General features: G+C 62.5%; 1 protein-coding gene. It reads left to right on the top strand.

The features are described 5' to 3' along the window. The first annotated feature begins 997 nt into the window (after positions 1 to 997). Positions 998 to 19486 (top strand): Ig-like domain-containing protein, encoded by an 18489-nt coding sequence (locus QZH36_RS14165; RefSeq protein ID WP_301730495.1) that lies wholly within the window; start codon positions 998 to 1000, stop codon positions 19484 to 19486. Positions 19487 to 19796 lie beyond the last annotated feature (310 nt).

Here is a 19796-nt window from a genome sequence, read left to right as displayed (position 1 = left end):
TAACGAGCCATCAGTCAGGCACAGGTAAAGGCAAGCCGCGAACAAAAGGCCGGATGAGACAACGGAAGGCGGGCAGTGGCTGCCTGGCGATTCATGGGAACACACGGATCTGTTGTGCGGCCACGCGCGCGTAAACAAAGAAATCGCGTGGGGTGCTGCCAGCGCGCAGGCGCTTGCGGGTCTGGCATCCTGAATCGTCATAGGTTCCGTTAAAAGCTTGTCGCGGTAAACACTACTTTTTATCACATTTCGCTAAATTAAAGAAGAACGCGCCACGGGCAAGGCGCATATTATATCGCGACAAAACCATAGCGACGCGGGCGTTTGTGTTAAATAACCTGAAAAAAAGCCCCTGTTAATCAAATATTGAGGCTAAAGGTGATTTTACAGATAACTCCTGGTGGATAGCGCGCGATCTTCGCTTAACTCAAATCATTGGCTGGAGGTAAAAAAAATGTTTTGACGCGCTTTAGCTCCGCTTTACGCTCTTGCTGTTTTTTTGTACTGCCCCTGCCGTTTGCCTTTGCCGATTTCTGCACGCTGATATGAAAATTTGCGCGCGGTCAAAAAAAACGAGCCGCAGCAGCGGCAGAAAGTTTTCTGGAAGCTGTTACATTTTTTACACTTCCTTAAAAAAATTCCTTAAGTTAAATCAATTTATTAATGCGTTATTTCATCAATTTTACTTGATAGTTGACAGTTTCCAGAATTGTAAACTAAGTCAAATTATAAATTATGTTTATCCTGTCGATAAATATTAATCAAGGCGAGTGGCGGGGTTTTTCATACTATCAGAAAGATAAAAGTTAAAAAAAATAGCGTATCAGCGCCTCTTTTTAGATTGTTTTTAACATTTCTACGCCGTCCGGAAATGTCGTTGCACCAGGTAAAGCCGCCTGCCCTCGGGTAAGGCGATCTATTACTTTGCGCGTAAAGCTGAAGGTTTTCTTCATGTTTACGTGCGAAACATCCAATGTCTGGTGTACACGAGGTTACTATGGCTCAGCTTACTGATGGCAGCGTGGAAATACTTTCGCGCGACGATGGCAGCATTCTTTCTCAGGTCGCAGCAGGGAATTCCAACAATACCATCCTCCTGAATCAACCCAGCGTAGTCCGCATTCATGGAACCCGCGCCATGGTGACCGAGTTCGAACGCCAGGGTAACGATCTCATCGTCCACATGCGTGACGGCAGCGTTAAACGCTATCAGCAATTCTTCCTGGATGACGTTGACGGCGATCACAGCGAGCTGGTTTTTGATGACGGCGTCAATCCGCCTGAGCACGCACTCTTCCCGGTCACCAACGAATTCGCCGATGCGCAGGCGGTGGTAGCGATTACGCCACAGTATGAGTCGCTTGGCTCGCTGGAACCGCTGCTGCTGGCTGATACCGGTGCTACCACCGGCGTTATCACCGCCGCAGGTATTGGCGCGCTTGGTCTTGGCGCAGCAGGCGTCGCCGCACTGGCGGGCGGCGGCGGTGGCGGTGGCGGCGGTGATGATGCAGTGACAGTAGCGCCATCCCTTACCGTCAATCCGTTAACCGGCGATAATACCCTGTCGACGGCGGAAAAAAATTCTGACCAGACGCTGAACGGCACCACCAGCGGCACGGAAGCGGGCAACACCGTTACCGTCGTGCTCAACGGCGTGACCTATACCACCACGGTCGGGGCAGACGGCAGCTGGAGCATCACCTTACCGGCCGCCGCGCTGGCTACGTTGCCGGAAGGCAGCAATACGCTGACCATCAGCGTGACCAACAATGCAGGCGCCACGGCGACCACCGCTGAAATCTTTACGGTAGAGGCCGGTGCGGTCACGCCGACCACGCCTTCCATCGCTATCGCCGCTTTTGCAGGTGACGACGTGCTGGATAACGGCGAGCAGCAGCAGGCGCAGATCATCAGCGGCACCACCACCAACGTGCAGCAGGGCCAGACCGTTACCGTTACCCTGAACGGCCAAACCTACACCACCACCGTTGACGGCAGCGGCGCGTGGAGCGTGGCCGTTCCGGCTGCGGCCGTGCAGGCGCTGGCGGCGGGCACCACGACCATTACCGCCACCGTTACCGATGCGGCGGGCGCGGCGGCAACCACCACGCACGATTTCACCGTTAACGCCCCGGCGACCGTACCGGCCATCACCATCGCTGCCTTTGCGGGCGACGACGTGCTGGATAACGGCGAGCAGCAGCAGGCGCAGAGCATCAGCGGCACCACCACCAACGTGCAGCCGGGCCAGACCGTTACCGTTACCCTGAACGGGCAAACCTACACCACCACCGTTGACGGCAGCGGCGCGTGGAGCGTGGCCGTTCCGGCTGCGGCCGTGCAGGCGCTGGCGGCGGGCACCGCGACCATTACCGCCACCGTTACCGATGCGGCGGGCGCGGCGGCAACCACCACGCACGATTTCACCGTACCAGCCTTTGGCATCGGCAGCATTAGCGTTAATGCGCCGGGCGGCGACGGCTATCTCAGTATTACCGAAGCGCAGTCCGATCTCACCGTTTCCGGCTCTTCAGCCGATCTTCCTGCCGGCACGGTTATCCGGGTATCGCTGGGCGGGCGCGAATATACTGCCACCGTGGCGGCAGACGGCAGCTGGAGCGCCACCATCCCCGCCGCCGATCTGCAACAGCTGTCGCAGGGTCAGAATCTCATTATCGCGTCAGCCACCCTGGCGGACGGCACCGTCGTACAAAATGGCTCTGCCGCTTCGCTTAACGTTATTACCACCGAACCGAACGCCGGGCTTAATGTGCCCTTCGGCGACAGCGTTATCAGCGGCAGTGAAGCGGGCGCCGATCAGACGCTGACCGGCAATACCGGCGTGGCGGGCGCAGGCCAGTCGGTCACAGCGACAATAGGCGGCACGGACTATACCGGCACGGTCAACAACGACGGTAGCTGGAGCGTGACGCTGCCGGCCGGCTCGCTGCAAAACCTGCCGCAGGGCAGCAACGATATCACCGTAGTGATTACCGATCCGGCAGGCAACAGCAGCACCTCGACCACGCCGGTAAACGTAGCGACCGCCGCGCCAGCTCTTACCGTTACGCCACCGGATGCGACGCTGAACCAGGACGATGTAACCCAGCCGCTGATCCTGAGCGGCGTCAGCGCTGACAGTCAGAGCGTCACCGTCACGCTGAACGGCGTGACCTATAACACCACCGTTAACCCGGACGGCAGCTGGAACGTGAATATTCCGGCTTCCGATCTGCAACAGCTTGCCGATGGTGATTACACGCTGGGCGTGGTCGCTACCGACGGTTACGGCAACAGCACCACGCAAAATATTCCGCTGGCCGTGGACGCCACGCCGCCGACGGCAACGGTTAATCCGCTGGGCGGTGACGGCTATGTGAATGCGGGCGAAGTCGGTCAGCCGCTGGTTATTACCGGCACCACCCAGCCGGGCAGCACGGTGCTGGTGCGTTTTGACAGCGTTGACGTGCCCGCCACTGTCGACCCGGTTACCGGCGCCTGGACGGCGACGTTAAGCCCGGACAGCCAGGCCGCCATTGCTGACGGCACTTACGTCGTCACCGTCGTTACCACCGATGCGGCCGGTAACGCCAGCGAGACCTATACCACTGTAACCTATGCAACCACCACGCCGATCGTGACGGTTAATGAACTCACCGCCGACGGCTCGCTGAACAGCGCAGAAGTCACGGTCGATCAGGTGCTGACCGGGACGGCCACTAACGTTGCCCCAGGCAGCCCCGTGACCCTGCAACTGGCAGACGGCACAATCTTTACCGGCAGCATTGAGCCGGGCGGCAACTGGAATATCACGCTGCCCGCGACCACGCTAACGGCGCTGGCGAACGGCACGCAAAACTATACCGTTAGCGTCAGCGATGCGGCGGGCAATACCGGCAACGCGACCGGCAGTTTTGCGGTGGCCGTCGATAACACCGTGGCCGCGCTGGCTATTGCGCCGGTCAGCGGCGATAACGCTATTAACGCGACAGAAGCGCAGGCGGATCTGGTTATCAGCGGCGGCAGCGCTGGCCTTGCCGCCGCCACGCCGCTGACGGTTACCTTTAACGGCGTGGATTACGCCTCTACGGTTAATCCGGACGGCAGCTGGACGGTAACCGTGCCTGCCGCCGCCTTGACCGGCATTGCCAACGGCAGCTATGCCGTTACCGTGACGGGCACGGACGCCAACAGCAATCCGATCGCCGGCACCAGCGACGTGAACGTGCGTACTTCGTTCCCGACAGAAATTATCCTTAACTCGCCGTTTGGCGACGGCGTGCTGAACGCGGCTGAAAGCACGGCGGCGCAAACGCTGACGGGCAATACCGGCGTCAACTTCCCGGATCAGGCGGTAACGGTAACCGTTGACGGCGTAAGTTATCCCGCTACCGTCGATACCCTTACCGGCAGCTGGAGCGTGGCGCTGCTGCCGCCGGCGTTGGCCTCGCTACAGGACGGCACCGCAGATATTGTCGTTACCGTTACGGATTCGCTGGGCAATACGGCCAGCTCAACCACGCCAATCGTGGTCGATACCGCCGCGCCAGCGTTGGACGTCGCCATTCCGGGCGATAACGGCGTGATTAACGCGCAGGCGCAGAACCAGCCGCTGACCGTGAGCGGCACGGCGGAAGCGGGCAGCACGCTCAGCATAGTGCTGGCGGGCGTCACTTATTTAACCGGCGCAGATGCGGACGGCAACTGGAGCCTGGCGATTTCGCCTTCCGCACTACAGTCGCTGCCGGACGGTAAATATGATATTACCGTGACCGCTACGGACGCGGGCGGTAACCAGACCACCTCATTGACGCCGGTAACCCTGGATACCGCGACGCCTGCGTTGACCATTGCACCGGTTTCCGGCGACGGCTATCTGAACGCGGCGGAACACGACGCCGCGCTCAGCGTAGCGGGCACGGCCGATGCGGGATCGGCGATTGTCGTTACGCTTAATAACGTTACCTATAACGCCGTGTCCGACGCCAACGGCAACTGGAGCGTCAGCGTGCCTGCTGGCGACGTCAATGCGCTGACGGACGGCACCTATGCGGTGAGCGTGCAGGCCACGGACAGCGCGGGCAACGCTACGTCAAGCCTGCAACCGCTGACGGTAGTGGCGGGCGCGGGCGCGCAGCCAACAATCGCCGTAGACGCCTTCACGGGCGACGGCGTGCTGGACGGCGCGGAGCAGGATCTCAATCAGCTGGTTACCGGCACCACGACCAACGTTCAGGCAGGCCAGATCGTTACGCTGACCATGAACGGCGCGCAGTATACGGGTACCGTACAGGCGGACGGCAGCTACAGCGTGCTGGTGCCGGCTACGGCCTATTACGGACTGGCCAACGGCACGCAAACCTTTACCGTTGATGTAGCCGACGTCGCGGGCAATCCGGCCACGGCGACCAGCGGCTATACCATCGATAATACCTTTAGCTCAATTGCTATTGGCGTCATCAGCGATGATAACGCTATCAACACCGTTGAAGCGCAAAACCCGCTGGTGATCCACGGCAGCACCCGCTTTGTCGCCTTTGGTGCGCGCATCCTGGTGCGCTTTAACAATGCGGATTATGAAACCACCGCCAATAATGACGGCAGCTGGAGCGTGACCGTTCCGGCCAGCGCGCTGAGCGGCCTGCCTAACGGCAACCAGACGATCACCGCGACGGCGACCGACGTTAACGGCAACCAGATCGCTACCACGCAGAGCCTGGATTCCGCTATTAATCCAGACTTTACCGTGACGCTGAACGAGCCGTTTATCGATGGTGCGCTGAACGGCACGGAGGCGCTCAGCGACCAGTCCCTTTCCGGCTCGACCGGCATTACCGGCAGCGGCCAGGCCGTTAGCGTGCTGCTGAACGGCATCACCTATACGGCAAACGTGGATGCGGACGGCAACTGGTCGGTCACGCTGCCCAATGCGGTGCTGCAAGGCCTGCCGCAGGGCGATAACACGCTGACCGTGACCGCCACCGATCCGGCTGGCAATACTTCTTCACTGACCAATACCTTTACCGTAGATACCTCAACGCCGACGCTGACGCTGAATGCGCTGGCGGAAGATAACCGCCTGAGCCTGGCGGAGCAGGGCCAGGCGCTGACGGTAACGGGCGACGGCGAGCCGGGCAACGTGGTCACGCTGGTGCTGAACAACACCACCTATACCGCGACGGTGACCGGCACCGGCAGCTGGAGCATTGAGCTGCCGGCGGCGGCGCTGCTGGCGTTAACCGACGGCAGCTATCCTGTTTCGGTCAGCGTGGTTGATGCGGCAGGCAACGTCTCTGCGCTGACCCGCACGCTGGATGTGGATCTGACGCCGCCAGCGTTGACGGTGAACCCCGTCTCTGGCGATGGCTATCTTAACGCTGCCGACACCAGCCAGCCGCTGGTGGTCAGCGGTACGGGCGAAACCGGCAACACTATCGCCGTCGAGCTGAACGGCACCGTTTACAACACTATTGTTGGCGCTAACGGTCAGTGGACGCTGACCGTGCCCAACACGGCGGTAAATACGCTGGCGGAAGGTAACTATACGCTTGCCGTTACCGCCAGCGATGCGGCCGGTAACGTGACCACCGCCAGCACGCCGCTGGTGGTGGATACCAGCGCGCCGGTTATTGCCGTTAACGATCTGACCGCTAACAATATTATCGACGGCGCGGAACAGCAGACCGACCAGCTGCTCAGCGGGACGGTAACCAATGCGGAAGTGGGGCAAACGGTCACCGTAACGCTTAACGGCACCGATTACGTAACCACGGTACAAACCGGCGGCGGCTGGCAGGTGGCGATCCCGGCCGCCGATCTGAGCGCGCTGGCCAACGGCACGCAGACGCTCAGCGTCACCGTGGCCGATCTGGCAGGCAACAGCAGCACCGTTGCCAAAACCTTTACCGTCGACAGTACGCTCAGCAGCGTGGCGTTCGATCCGCTCAGCGGCGACGGCTATCTGAACGCGCTTGAGGCGCAGACGGATCTGACCGTTACCGGCTCTACGGCGAACGTGGCGGCTGGCAGCACGGTCACCTTTACGCTCGGCGGCCAAACCTACACCGGCACCGTAGCGGCAAACGGCAGCTGGACGGCGACTATCCCGGCAGCAGATTTGCAGGCGCTGGCAGAAGGGCCGCAAACCGCGACGGCCAGCGTTATCGCACAAAACGGCAATACCGTGACCAGTGAAAACACGCTGAACGTATACGTTGATCGCGTGCCGGATCCCACGCTGCAAACGCCGTTTATTGACGGCACCCTGACCGGCCAGGAAGCGGGCGTCACGCAGACGCTGACCGGCACCACGGGGCAGGAAGGCGTTGGTCAGACCGTAACGGTCAACATCGGCGGCACCGATTATGCCGCCACCGTTAACAGCTCCGGCGTCTGGACGCTGGATCTGGCGCCAGCGGTGCTTCAGGCGCTGCCGCAGGGACAGTCTGCCGTGACGGTGACGGTCACCGACGTGGCGGGCAACGTTTCCGCCATTACGCCAGCGCCAGTTATCACCGTGGCCACTGCGCTGCCAACGCTGACGCTGGATCCGGTCGCAGGCGGCGATAACATTATCAACGCCGACGAGCAGGGCGCAGCGCTGGCTATCAGCGGCACGGGCACGGCTGACAATGACGTTACCGTTACGCTGAACGGCGTAACCTATACCACCACGGTCAATACGGACGGCAGCTGGAGCGTAACCGTTCCGGCGACCGATCTGGCGGCGCTGGCCGACGGCCCTTATGCGCTTCAGGTCAGCACCAGCGATGCCTTTGGCAATACCGCTACGCAAAACCTGGGTCTTTCCGTGGATACCGCGACGCCAGCCTTTACGGTGGATCCGGTCACCGGCGACAACACCATTGACCAGGTCGAGCAGGGCCAGGCGCAGAACATTACCGGCAGCGGCAGCGAAGGCGACGCTATCTCCGTTACGTTGGGCGGCGCTACCTATACCACTACCGTCGGCACTGGCGGACAGTGGACGATTAGCGTACCGGCCAGCACGCTGGCTAACCTCACGGAAGGCGCTAATACGCTGACCGTAACGGCGACCTCGCCTGCGGGCAACGTCGCGAGCCAGGACACCACGCTGACGCTGGATACGGCGGTAGACGTGACCCTGATTATCAATGCCGTTTCCGGCGATGATTTAATCAACGCCGCCGAAGCCGCCCAGGGCTTTACCGTGACCGGCAGCGTGCCTGATGACACCAGCACGGTAGTCGTAAGCTTTAACGGCACGGATTATCCGGCGACCGTGGGCGCAAACGGCCTGTGGAGCGCGGCGATCCCGGCCGCGGCGCTGGCGGGCGTAGCGGACGGTGATTACACCCTGACCGTCACCGCCTCGCCTGCCAGCGGCGGCAGCCTGTCGCTGCCTCACGCCATTACCATAGATACCGCTGCGCCAGTTCTGACCGTCGCGGCTATCGCTGAAGACAACTTCCTGAACGCCGCCGAACAGGGTCAGCCGCTGGCTATTACCGGCACCGGCGAAGCGGGCGACAGCGTGCGCGTGGCACTGAACGGCAGCGTCTATACCGCCACCGTAGACGGCGACGGCAACTGGACGGTTACGGTTCCCGCGACGGCGACTATTGCTTTAACCGGCGGCAGCTATCCGGTCACCGTCACCGCGACGGATCCGGCGGGCAACGCCGTCACGCAAACCAGCGCGCTGGTTGTGGATGTCAGCACGCCTGTGCTGACGGTTAATCCGCTGAGCGGCGACGGTATCCTGAACGCCGAAGAGCAGGCGCAGCCGCTGACCGTTAGCGGCACGGCAGAGAACGGTTCAACCGTTACCGTCACGCTGGAGGGCACGGACTACACCGCCACGGCAGGCGCTAACGGCCAGTGGTCGCTGGCTATTCCGGCTGCGGATCTGGCCGGGCTGGCCAACGGCGACTACACCCTGACCGTAGCGACCGCCGACGCGGCAGGCAACGTGACGACTCAGGAGAGCACGCTGACGGTAGTGGCCGATGCCGCTACGCTGCCAACGCTGACGCTGGACAATTTTGCGGGCAACAACATTCTGGACGGCGCAGAGCAGCAGGTCAGCCAGACAATCAGCGGCACCACCACTAACGTCCAGGCGGGCCAGGTGGTGACGGTGACGCTGAACGGCTCGGTTTACAGCGGTCTGGTGCAGGACAGCGGCGCGTGGAGCGTCACTATTCCTGCTGCGGTACTGGCAGCGCTGCCAGCGGGCACGCAGACCTATAGCGTTTCCGTGGGCGATGCGGCGGGCAATGGGGTTACGGCAGGCGGCAGCTTCGATGTTAATACTGATATCAGCTCGGTAGCCATTAACCCGCTTAGCGATGACGGCTACCTGAACGCCACGGAGGCGCAGGGCGATCTGACCGTGAGCGGTGCGGTTTCTAACGTGCCGGAAGGCAATACCGTGACGGTAACCCTGAACGGCATTGACTACACCACTACGGTAACGACGGGCGGTACGTGGAGCCTGACGGTACCGGCGGCGGATCTGGCGGCGCTGGCTGAAGGCCCGGTGACCGTCAGCGCCAGCGTGCCTGACGTGGACGGCAACGCCGTGACCAACGAGGCGACGCTGAACGTAGCGACCACGCTGCCGACGCTGGCTATCGAGACGCCGTTTACTGACGGCGCGCTGAATGCAGGCGAGGCGGGAACGGCGCAAACGCTGACCGGTACGACCGGCCTCACGGGCGACGGTCAGAACGTCAGCATCGCTATTAACGGCAGCACCTATGCTGGCACCGTTGACGGCGACGGCAACTGGCGCATCGTTCTGTCGCCGGAAGTGCTACAGGCGCTGCCGCAGGGCGATACCCTGGCGACCGTTGCCGTCAGCGATGCGGCGGGCAACTCGACGACTGCTCCGCTGACCTTGAGCGTGGACACGCTGCCGCCTGCGGTTGCGGTTAACGCTATCGCTGGCGACAACATTCTTAACGCGGCGGAACAGGGCAGCGATCTGCCTGTTAGCGGCACAGGTGAAGCTAATGCCGCTATCGTGGTGACGCTGAACGGCATCGACTACACCACTACGGTGGGCACGGATGGCCAGTGGACGGTAACGGTGCCGGCAGCCGATCTGGCCGCGCTGGCGGACGGCAGCTATGTGATCACCACTACCGTGACCGATCCGGCAGGCAACAGCGCAACCGCCGACAGCCCGCTGACGGTTAAAGCCAGCGCGGCCGCGCTGCCAACCCTTTCTGTCGATCCTTTCACCGGCAACGATACGCTTAACGGCGCCGAACAGCAGACTACGCAATATCTCAGCGGTACGACCACTAACGTCGAGGCTGGGCAGCAGCTGACCGCCACGCTTAACGGCGTGGCTTACACCACGCGCGTGCTGGCCAGCGGTGCATGGCGCGTGGCGATCCCTTCTTCCGCGCTGGCGACGCTGGCTGACGGCACGGCGACCTTCAGCGTGGCGGTCAGCGACGCGGCGGGCAATCCGATCACCGTCAGTCATGATGTAACCGTGGACAGCACGGCGGCGGGCATCAGCCTCGATCCACTCAGCACCGACGGCTACCTGAACGCTGCGGAAGCCCAGGATGCGCTGATTGTTACCGGCACTACCACCGGCCTGGCGCAGGGCGCGCCGGTGACCGTCACCTTTAACGGACAAACTTTTACCGGCGTGGTCGGCACCGGCGGCACCTGGAACGCCGTGATCCCGGCCGCCTCGCTGGCTGGCCTGGCGGACGGTGCTAACACGCTGACCGTCACCGCGACCGATGCCAGCGGTGCTACGGCAACCGGCACCGCTACGCTGAACGTGCAGGTCAACGATTTGCCTGCGGTCGCGGCGGATACGCCATTTAACGGCGGCGTGCTGAACGGCGCACAGGCGGCGACGGATCAGACGCTGACCGGTTCTACTGGCGTAACGGGCGACGGGCAAACCGTTGCCGTGGCGGTGGGCGATACCACCTATACCGGCACTGTAGACGCGAACGGCAACTGGAGCGTCACTATCCCGACCGCTGAACTTCAGGCGTTGCCGCAGGGCGCAAACGCGCTACAGGTTACCGTAGCCGATGCGGCCGGCAACGCCAGCACGGTGGCGGTGCCGGTCACCGTGGATACCGTCGCGCCGACCCTGACGCTTAATCCGGTGGCGGGCGACGGCGTGGTCAACGGTAGCGAAGCAGCGGCGGATATCACCGTCAGCGGCGGCAGCACCGGCGCGGAAGAAGGTCAGCTGGTCACGGTTTCGCTGAACGGCCAGACTTACACCACCGCCATCGCGGCGGACGGCAGCTGGAGCCTTGCGCTGCCGGCCGGTCTGCTTCAGGCGTCGCCGAACGGCACTTATCCTGTTACCGTTTCCCTTAGCGACGCGGCGGGCAACACGGCTTCAACCGCTGCCGATATCACGCTGTCGACCGTGGCGCTACAGCCAACGCTGGATACGCCATTTATCGACAGCTACATCAACGTTACCGAGTCGCAGAGCGATCAGACGCTGAGCGGCACGACCGGCGCGACCGGCGCAGGCCAGACCGTAACGGTCAATATTGCCGGAACGGACTACACCGCCACGGTGGATAACGCCGGCAACTGGACGCTGCCGGTCAGCGCCGCCACGCTACAGGCGCTGGGCGAAGGCGTTCAGGGCATCACCGTGACCGCCACAGATGCCATCGGCAATACGGGCACCGCGACGACTTCTGTTAGCGTTGATCTGACTGCGCCAACGCTGACGGTCAATCCGGTCGCGGGCGATAACATTATCAACGCGGCGGAAAGCGTAGGGCCGGTAACCATTACGGGCACTGCTTCAGCCAGCGAAGCGGGCCAGCTGGTGACCGTCACCTTTAACGGCGTCGACTATCAACAGTCGGTGCAGGACGACGGCAACTGGACGGTCAATCTGCCCGCCAGCGTCACTCAGGGCATTGCGGACGGGACTTATCCAGTGAGCGTCAGCCTGACCGATGCGGCGGGCAACGTGTCTACTCAGGCGCTGACGGTCGTGGTCGATGCCAGCCTGGCAAGCCAGCCGACCGTGGCGCTGGATGCCATCAGCGGCGATAACTACCTTAATCAGAGCGAAGCGGGCGCGGATCTGGCCGTTACCGGCACCACCACCAACGTGACGGCAGGGCAGACCGTGACCGTCACGCTTAACGGCGTCGCCTATACGGCGCTGGTGCAGGCGGACGGCAGCTGGTCCGCGACGGTTCCGGCGGCGGATCTTGCCGCGCTGACCGACGGCGCGCAAACGCTGACCGCCACGGTCGCCGACGTGGCGGGCAACACGGGCAGCAATTTCGCGGAGTTTACCGTGGTCGCCCAGGCCGCCAGCCTGCCGACTATCTCAATCGATCCGGTCACCAGCGACGATGTGGTCAATAATCAGGAAGCGCAGAGCGATGTGCTGATCACCGGCTCCAGCCAGCGCATCCCGGAAGGCGGCACCGTGACGGTAACGCTGAACGGCGCGACCTATACCGGCACCGTTGACGCCGACGGCAACTGGAGCGCTACTGTGCCGGCTGCTGCGGTACAGGCGCTGACGCCGGGCGCCAATACGCTGACCGCCAGCGGCAGCGACGTGGCGGGCAACGTGGCGACGACAGCGGATAACTTTACCGTTGATACCACCGCGCCGGTGCTGAACGTGGCGTTAAGTGCGGGCGTGGATAACGTGCTGAACGCGGCGGAAGCGGCGGCCGGTCTGGTCGTCAGCGGCACCACCGATGCGGGCCTGCCGGTGAGCGTCACCCTTAACGACAAGGTGTACGCAACCACGGCAGATGCGGACGGCAACTGGAGCCTGACTATCGCCAGTGGCGATCTGACGGCGCTGGGCGACGGCACCACTCCGCTCAGCGTGGCGGTAACCGACGCCAGCGGCAACGTCGCTACCAGCGTCACCAACCTGACCGTGGCGGTCAATGCGCTGCCGGCGCTGACGCTGAATACGCCGTTCGTCGATGGTCTGGTCAACGCGACCGAAGCGGCGGCAGAACAGACGCTGACCGGCATGGCGACCAACCTTGCCGTCGGCACGGCGGTAACGGTTACGCTTGGCGATCAAACCTTTACCGGCGCGGTCAATGCGGACGGCACATGGAGCGCCGCCGTGCCGGCAGGCACGCTTGCCGCCCTGACCGACGGGCTCTATCAGCTGACGGTCGCCAGCGCGGATGCAGCGGGCAACCCGGCGACGGCCGAAGCCAGCATAGAGGTGCTGGTCACGACGCTGCCGACGGCCGCGATCAATACGCCGTTTATTGACGGCCTGCTGAACGCTGGCGAAGCGGGCGTCGATCAGGTAATTAACGGCACCACCGGCATTACCGGCGCAGGCCAGACGGTTACGCTGAATATCGACGGCAACGCCATTGCCACTACGGTCGACGACAACGGCAACTGGACGGCCACGCTGACGCCTGCGCTGGCGGCCACGCTGGGCAACGGCGAGCACACCATTAACGTGACGGTTGCCGATGTGGCGGGCAACAGCAGCACCGATTCGCTGGCCTATACCGCTATCGTTACCGGACTGCCGGCGCCGACGCTGACCCAGCCTTTCGTCGATGGCATATTAAACGCCGCTGAGGCGGCAGCGGGCCAGACGCTGGCGGGCACCACCGGCATTACCGGTGCGCAAACCGTTAGCGTGGATATCAACGGCACCGCTTACCAGGCGAACGTCGATCCGGCTACGGGTGACTGGACGCTGCCTCTGGAGGCTGGCGTGCTCTCTGCGCTGCCGGACGGCACGCTGCCGATTACGGTGACGGTCACGGATGCCGTGGGCAACGTCGGGACGGCCGGCGATTCGGCACTGGTCGCCGTTAACGCGCTGCCGGCGGTCACCATCGATCTGCCATTTACCGATGGCCTGCTCAACGTGGCTGAAGCTGCCACCACGCAGACGCTGAGCGGTAACACCGGGCTGGTCGCGGCGGGGCAGACGGTCACTGTTGCTATCGACGACGGTGCGCCGCTGACGGCGACGGTCAACGCCAACGGCAACTGGACGCTCGATCTGACTTCGGCACAGCTGACCGCGCTGGGCAGCGGCACCCATACTTTTGCGGTCACCGCGACCGATACCGCAGGCAATGCCAGCACGGCCACGCTTGATTTTGACGCGCTGCTGGCGCTGCCGCAGCCGACCATCGGTTCACCGCTGTTTACCGACGATATCCTGAATATTGCCGAGGCGGGAACGGCTATCACTCTGGCGGGCACCACGGGCGTCACCGGAGCGAATCAGGGCGTGCAGCTGCAAATCGATGTAGCTGGTATTACTTATACCGGCAGCGTGGACGCCAACGGCAACTGGGCGGTGGCGCTACCAGCCGGGGCGCTGAGCGCGTTGGCTGACGGCGCGCACACCGTAGATGTTACCGTGATTGACGCGGCGGGCAATATCAATACCAGTTCGCTCGGCTTCACCGCCGCGCTGACCGCACCAACGCCGACGCTGGATGTGCCTTTTGATGATACCTGGCTTAACGCGGCCGACGTGGCTGCGGGCGTGGCGCTTACCGGCACTACCGGGCTGGCAGGCGCGGGCCAGGCCGTTACGGTCACGCTGGGCGGCGTTAACTACGACGCGACGGTAGATGCAGACGGCAACTGGACGCTGCCGCTCTCCACGGCGCAGCTGGGCGCGCTGGATCAGGGGCTGCAAAACTATACCGTGGTGGCGGCAGATATCGGTGGTAACACGGCGACGGCGACGGGCAGCTTTACCGTCGACACGTCCGTGCCAACCATCGCCATCACGCCATTCACCGGCGATGGGGCGCTGGACTATCTGGAAAGCCTGACCACCCAGACGCTGAGCGGCACCACGACCGGCGCGGGCGAAGGCCAGGTGGTGACGGTCACCATCGGCACGGCGACCGTGAGCGGCGTGGTAGCCGCAGACGGTAGCTGGTCGGTTAACCTGACGCCGGAAGCGCTGGCGCAGCTGGGCACGACAGGCGATACCGGCACCATCAACGCTTCGGTCGTGGATGTCGCAGGCAATACGGGCACCGCGACCGCTGCGGTCACGGTCGACCTGACGCCGCCTCCAACGCCGCTGCTGACGCTGGCGCCGGTTTCCGACGACAACATCATCAACAGCACGGACGGCGCGACGCTGACGCTGAGCGGAACATTCGCTAATCTGCCTGTCGACGGCGGCGGCGCGGTGACGGGAACCGTAGCGGTCAGCATCAACGGCGTGGCGCAGGCCGGAACGGCCGTGGTCAATAGCGTCGACGGTACCTGGACGCTCACCGTGCCGAACACGGCGGCGAATATCGCCGACGGCATCGCCACCGTAACCGCGACGCTGACCACCGATCAGAACACTACGCTGGAGGCAAGCAGCCAGGTGCTGGTGGATCGCTCCGTGCCTGTCGTCACCATCAACGCCTTTGCCGGCGACGACGTGCTGAACGGCGCGGAAGCGGCGGTTACCCAGATAATTAGCGGGACGGCGTCCGCCAGTGAGGCGGGCAGAGCGGTAACCCTCACGCTGAATGACAAGACCTATACGGCCATCGTTCAGGCGGACGGCAGCTGGTCTGCCACGCTGCCGTCAGGTGATTTGCAGGCGCTGGGCCAGGCGGGCCAAACTCTGACCGCCACGCTGACCGATGCGGCGGGCAACACCGGCACCATTACGCGCGACTTTACCGTAGACACCGGCGCACCGCTGATTGCGGTGGACGCGCTGGTGGGCGATAACGTATTGAACGCTGCGGATATCCTGACCACTCAGGTAGTGACGGGAACAGCTAGCGGTGCCGAAGGCCAGACTATCGGCCTCTATCTGGGTGACGGCGCGCCGATCGCCACGGCGCTGGTCAATGCCGACGGCACCTTCAGCCTTGATCTGACGCCGGAGGTGTTGGGCAGCCTCACCGACGGCACGCTGGTGTTCGGCCTGCGGGTTAACGACGCCGCGGGCAACGCCACCGACGCCACGCTGACGGTAAATAAAGTGGTCAACGCGGCGCTGAATCTGGTGGTGGATTCCGTCTTCGGCGACGGCTTCCTGAACGCGGTCGACACCACGGTAGCGCAAACCATTACCGGTCTGGCCAGCTCCGCCGGGATTGGCGCGACCGTATCGCTGACGCTGGGCGGCACCACGCTGACGGCGGATGTCGGTCAGGATGGACGCTTCGCGTTGGTCGTACCGCCAAGCCTGCTTGGTTTGTTAAGCGATGGCGACACCGCGCTGAACATTGTGCTGACCGATGGCGCAGGCAACACCCGCACCGTGGGTGAAACCGTCACCGCCATTCTGGAAGCGCCGACCATCAGTGCCATCACCGGCCTGTTTGGCGGCGACAACCTGCTGAACATCGCCGAAGCGGCGCTGGCGCAGACGGTTGGCGGCACCATTGACGGCGCGGTCGGCTCCACGGTGACCGTGACGCTGGGCAGCAAAACCTACCAGACCACGCTTCAGGCGGGCGGCGCATGGAACGTGACTATTCCGCCGCTGGATCTGGCGGCGCTGACCACCGGCAACCAGACGCTGGGTGTCTCGGTGACCGATCCGGCGGGCAACACCTCGTCAACGTCGGCCACTATCGGCATCTTTACCGCCCAGCCATCCATTACGCTTAACCCAATCTTTGGCGACGGCATTCTGAATATCGCCGATGCGCTGGTTAACCAGACCATCAGCGGCACGGTCAATAACGTAGCGGCCGGTTCGACCATTAACCTGACGCTGGGCAATTCTACAGTGCAGGCGGCGGTAGGGCCGAACGGCGCCTTTACCGCCACGGTCACGCCGGACATTCTCGGTACGCTGACCAGCGGCACCCTGGCGGTGGGCGCCAGCGTGACCGATGCGGCAGGCAACATCGCCACCACCACCGGCAACCTGGTGGCCAAGCTGACCGCGCCGGTAGTCAATATCGCGCAGCTGTTTGGCGACGGCCTGCTTAACGCGGCGGATGCGGCGCTGGGCCAGACCATCGGCGGTACCATTACCAATGCCGAGCCGGGATCGCGGGTGGTGGTTAACGTAGCCGGGACGCAATTTGTGACCGCCACGGCAGCGGACGGCACCTTTAACGTGGCGCTAACGCCGACGTTATTGAAAGGGCTGCTGGACGGCAACCTGACCGTGGGCGTCAGCGTAACGGACAGCGCAGGCAACACTACTACCGCTAACGCCGGCGCGACGGTCGGCGTCAATACGCTGCCAACCGTGACGCTAAACCCGGTCTTTGGCGGCGATGGCGTGCTGAACCTGGTGGAATCGCTGGTCACGCAGACCATCAGCGGGACGGCCAGCAATGTAGCGCCGGGATCGACCGTTACCATCAACCTCGGCAACACCATTGTTACCACCACGGTCGGTGCGAACGGCGCCTATAGCGCCCAGGTGTCGCCTGCTCTGCTCAGCACGTTGCTGGACGGTAATCTTACCGTGGGCGTCGCCGTTACCGATGCGGTAGGCAACACCGCCAGCGCCAGCACGGGCGTGCGGGTTGGCATCCAGACTACGCCAACCCTGACGGTCAATACGGTATTTGGGGACAGCGTGCTCAGCGCCAACGATATCAACACCGTCCAGACTATCAGCGGTATAGCCCGTAACGTTACGGCCGGCTCCATTGTGACCGTTACGCTGAACGGTAAAACCTACACGGCGCCGGTTAACAGCAGCGGCGGCTGGACGCTGAATGTGCCGAAAGCCGATCTCAGTGCGCTGGCGAACGGCGTACTGACGGTCAACGCCTCGGTAACGGACAGCTACGGCAACGTGGCGACCAATACCGGACAGCTGGTTGTGATTGCGCAGACGCCGCCGTCGGTCACCATCTCCAGCATCTTTGGCGATGGCCTGCTCAGCGCGGTCGATGCGCAAACCGCCCAGACGATTACCGGTTCGTCTACTAATGCCGAAGGCTCGATCCTGAACGTGCGCGTAGGCACCTCGACGTTGACCACCACCATCGGCGCGAACGGCACCTGGAGCGTGCTGGTACCGGCCGCGACGCTGGCCGCGCTGCCGGACGGCAACGCGACGGTCACCGCCAGCGTGATCAATGCGGTAGGGAATACCGGTTCCGGTACTGATACGGCGGTGGTGAAAACCCATACGCTGCCAAGCGTGACTATTAATAACAGCACCATGTTTGGCGGCGACCACTACCTCAATCTGAGCGAGGCCAACACGCCGGCCACCATCAGCGGCAGCTCGGTTAATGCGGTCGGCAGTACGGTGACGGTTAATATTGCGGGCAACCTTTACACCACAACCGTGGGTTCTACAGGCGCATGGAGCGTCACGGTGCCTTCCGCCACGCTGAAAGGCATCGCCGACGGCAGCTATACCGTCACGGCTACCGTGTCCGATGTGGTAGGCAACACCGCCACAGGCAGTAATACCTTTACGGCCATTACCCATAACCTGCCGGCTATTGGCGTCGATCCGGTGCTGAGCCTGGTCAGCGTGCTGGTAACAGGGCTGACCGTGACCGGCGGCACGCTGAACCTGCCGCAGGGCACTACGCTGAGCGTCACGCTGAACGGTTCAACGCAGACCACCACCACGGATGCGCTTGGCCGCTATAGCGTGAAGTTCACCGGCGGCCTGTTAACCTCTATAAGCCTGAACTCTATCGTTACCGTAACCGCAGCAGATGTGGCAGGCAACCGCGCCACCACCAGCAATACCCTGCTGCTGGGATCGCTGTTGCCGGCTGCGGGCACCTCTTCTGCGGCGGCGGCAACGGCGCTGTTGGCAATGGCGGCGGATGATGCCACGGCTATCGCCTCTGCGGATACCAGCGACGCCGGCAACGCCTCTGTGGCTACGGCTTCCGCACAGGTGGCGACGGCGAACGCGGCACACAGCGAGTCAGACAGCGCGACGGCCAGCAGTACGGCGGATGCCACCACCACGACAGATGCCACCACCACGGCGGCGGCGACCACCACGACAGAGACTACGGCTACAGCGGATGCATCCGCTACGACCGCCGTAGCCGATGACGGCAGCTACAGCATCGGTGGGTTAATCGCGGCGCTGGCGGATGGTCAGACGGTAGAGGGTGCGTCGGTCGCGGGCAGCAGCGGCGAAGATACCGTAACGCTTAATACGCTGAACTTTACGCATATTGATGGCGGTGCGGGTACCGATACGCTGGTGCTCAACGGCGAGCATATGACGCTGGATCTCACCACGCTCGGGCTGAAGGTGGAGCATATCGAAATCATCAACTTAGGGCAAAGCGGCACCAACAGCGTCAAGCTGGATCTCAACGAGGCGCTGAATATTACCGATAAACAGACCGACGATCTGATGATCAAGGGGGTAACCGGCGATCAGGTTACGCTGGCCAACGGCGACGGCGGCACCTGGGCTGCCACTGCGCAGCGTACGGTAGACGGGCAGGTATTCGACGTTTACCACAACTCGGCGCTGGATGCGGCAAACACCCTGGGCGATGTGCTGATCCAGCATAATCTTCAGGTTCATCTGGTATAACAAGACCTTCCCTGCGCGAGGGCGGTATGGCTCGCGCAGGGAGGTTAACGTTAAGGAGGGTTTATCATTTGTAACAACAAAAAAAGCATAAACGAAAATAAAGAATGGCGAGGTTTTGTCATTTTTGCGTAAAGTGACGTTAAAGACATTAATAAGAAAAAATTGCCGTTTGGAACCACTTTCCAGATTTACGCCAGTAGTAAAGTGTGTATTAGCGGACTAGGTTATCCACTATCCAGCGTCGACTGCTCGCCTTTTTTTGACGATAAGTTATTGAGGTAAAAAGTGGTAAGTCGGGCCGAATCTCGGT

Origin of the sequence: Erwinia wuhanensis, from assembly GCF_030484085.1 — a bacterium.
Taxonomy (GTDB): Bacteria; Pseudomonadota; Gammaproteobacteria; order Enterobacterales; family Enterobacteriaceae; genus Erwinia; species Erwinia aeris.
Note: the sequence above shows the minus strand (reverse complement) of the source record. Positions and strands in the feature narration are given on the sequence as shown.

What these genes read in the sequence shown, in the direction of transcription:
- QZH36_RS14165 (WP_301730495.1), top strand. Translation starts at nt 998, where the DNA reads ATGGCTCAGCTTACTGATGGCAGCGTGGAAATACTTTCGCGCGACGAT.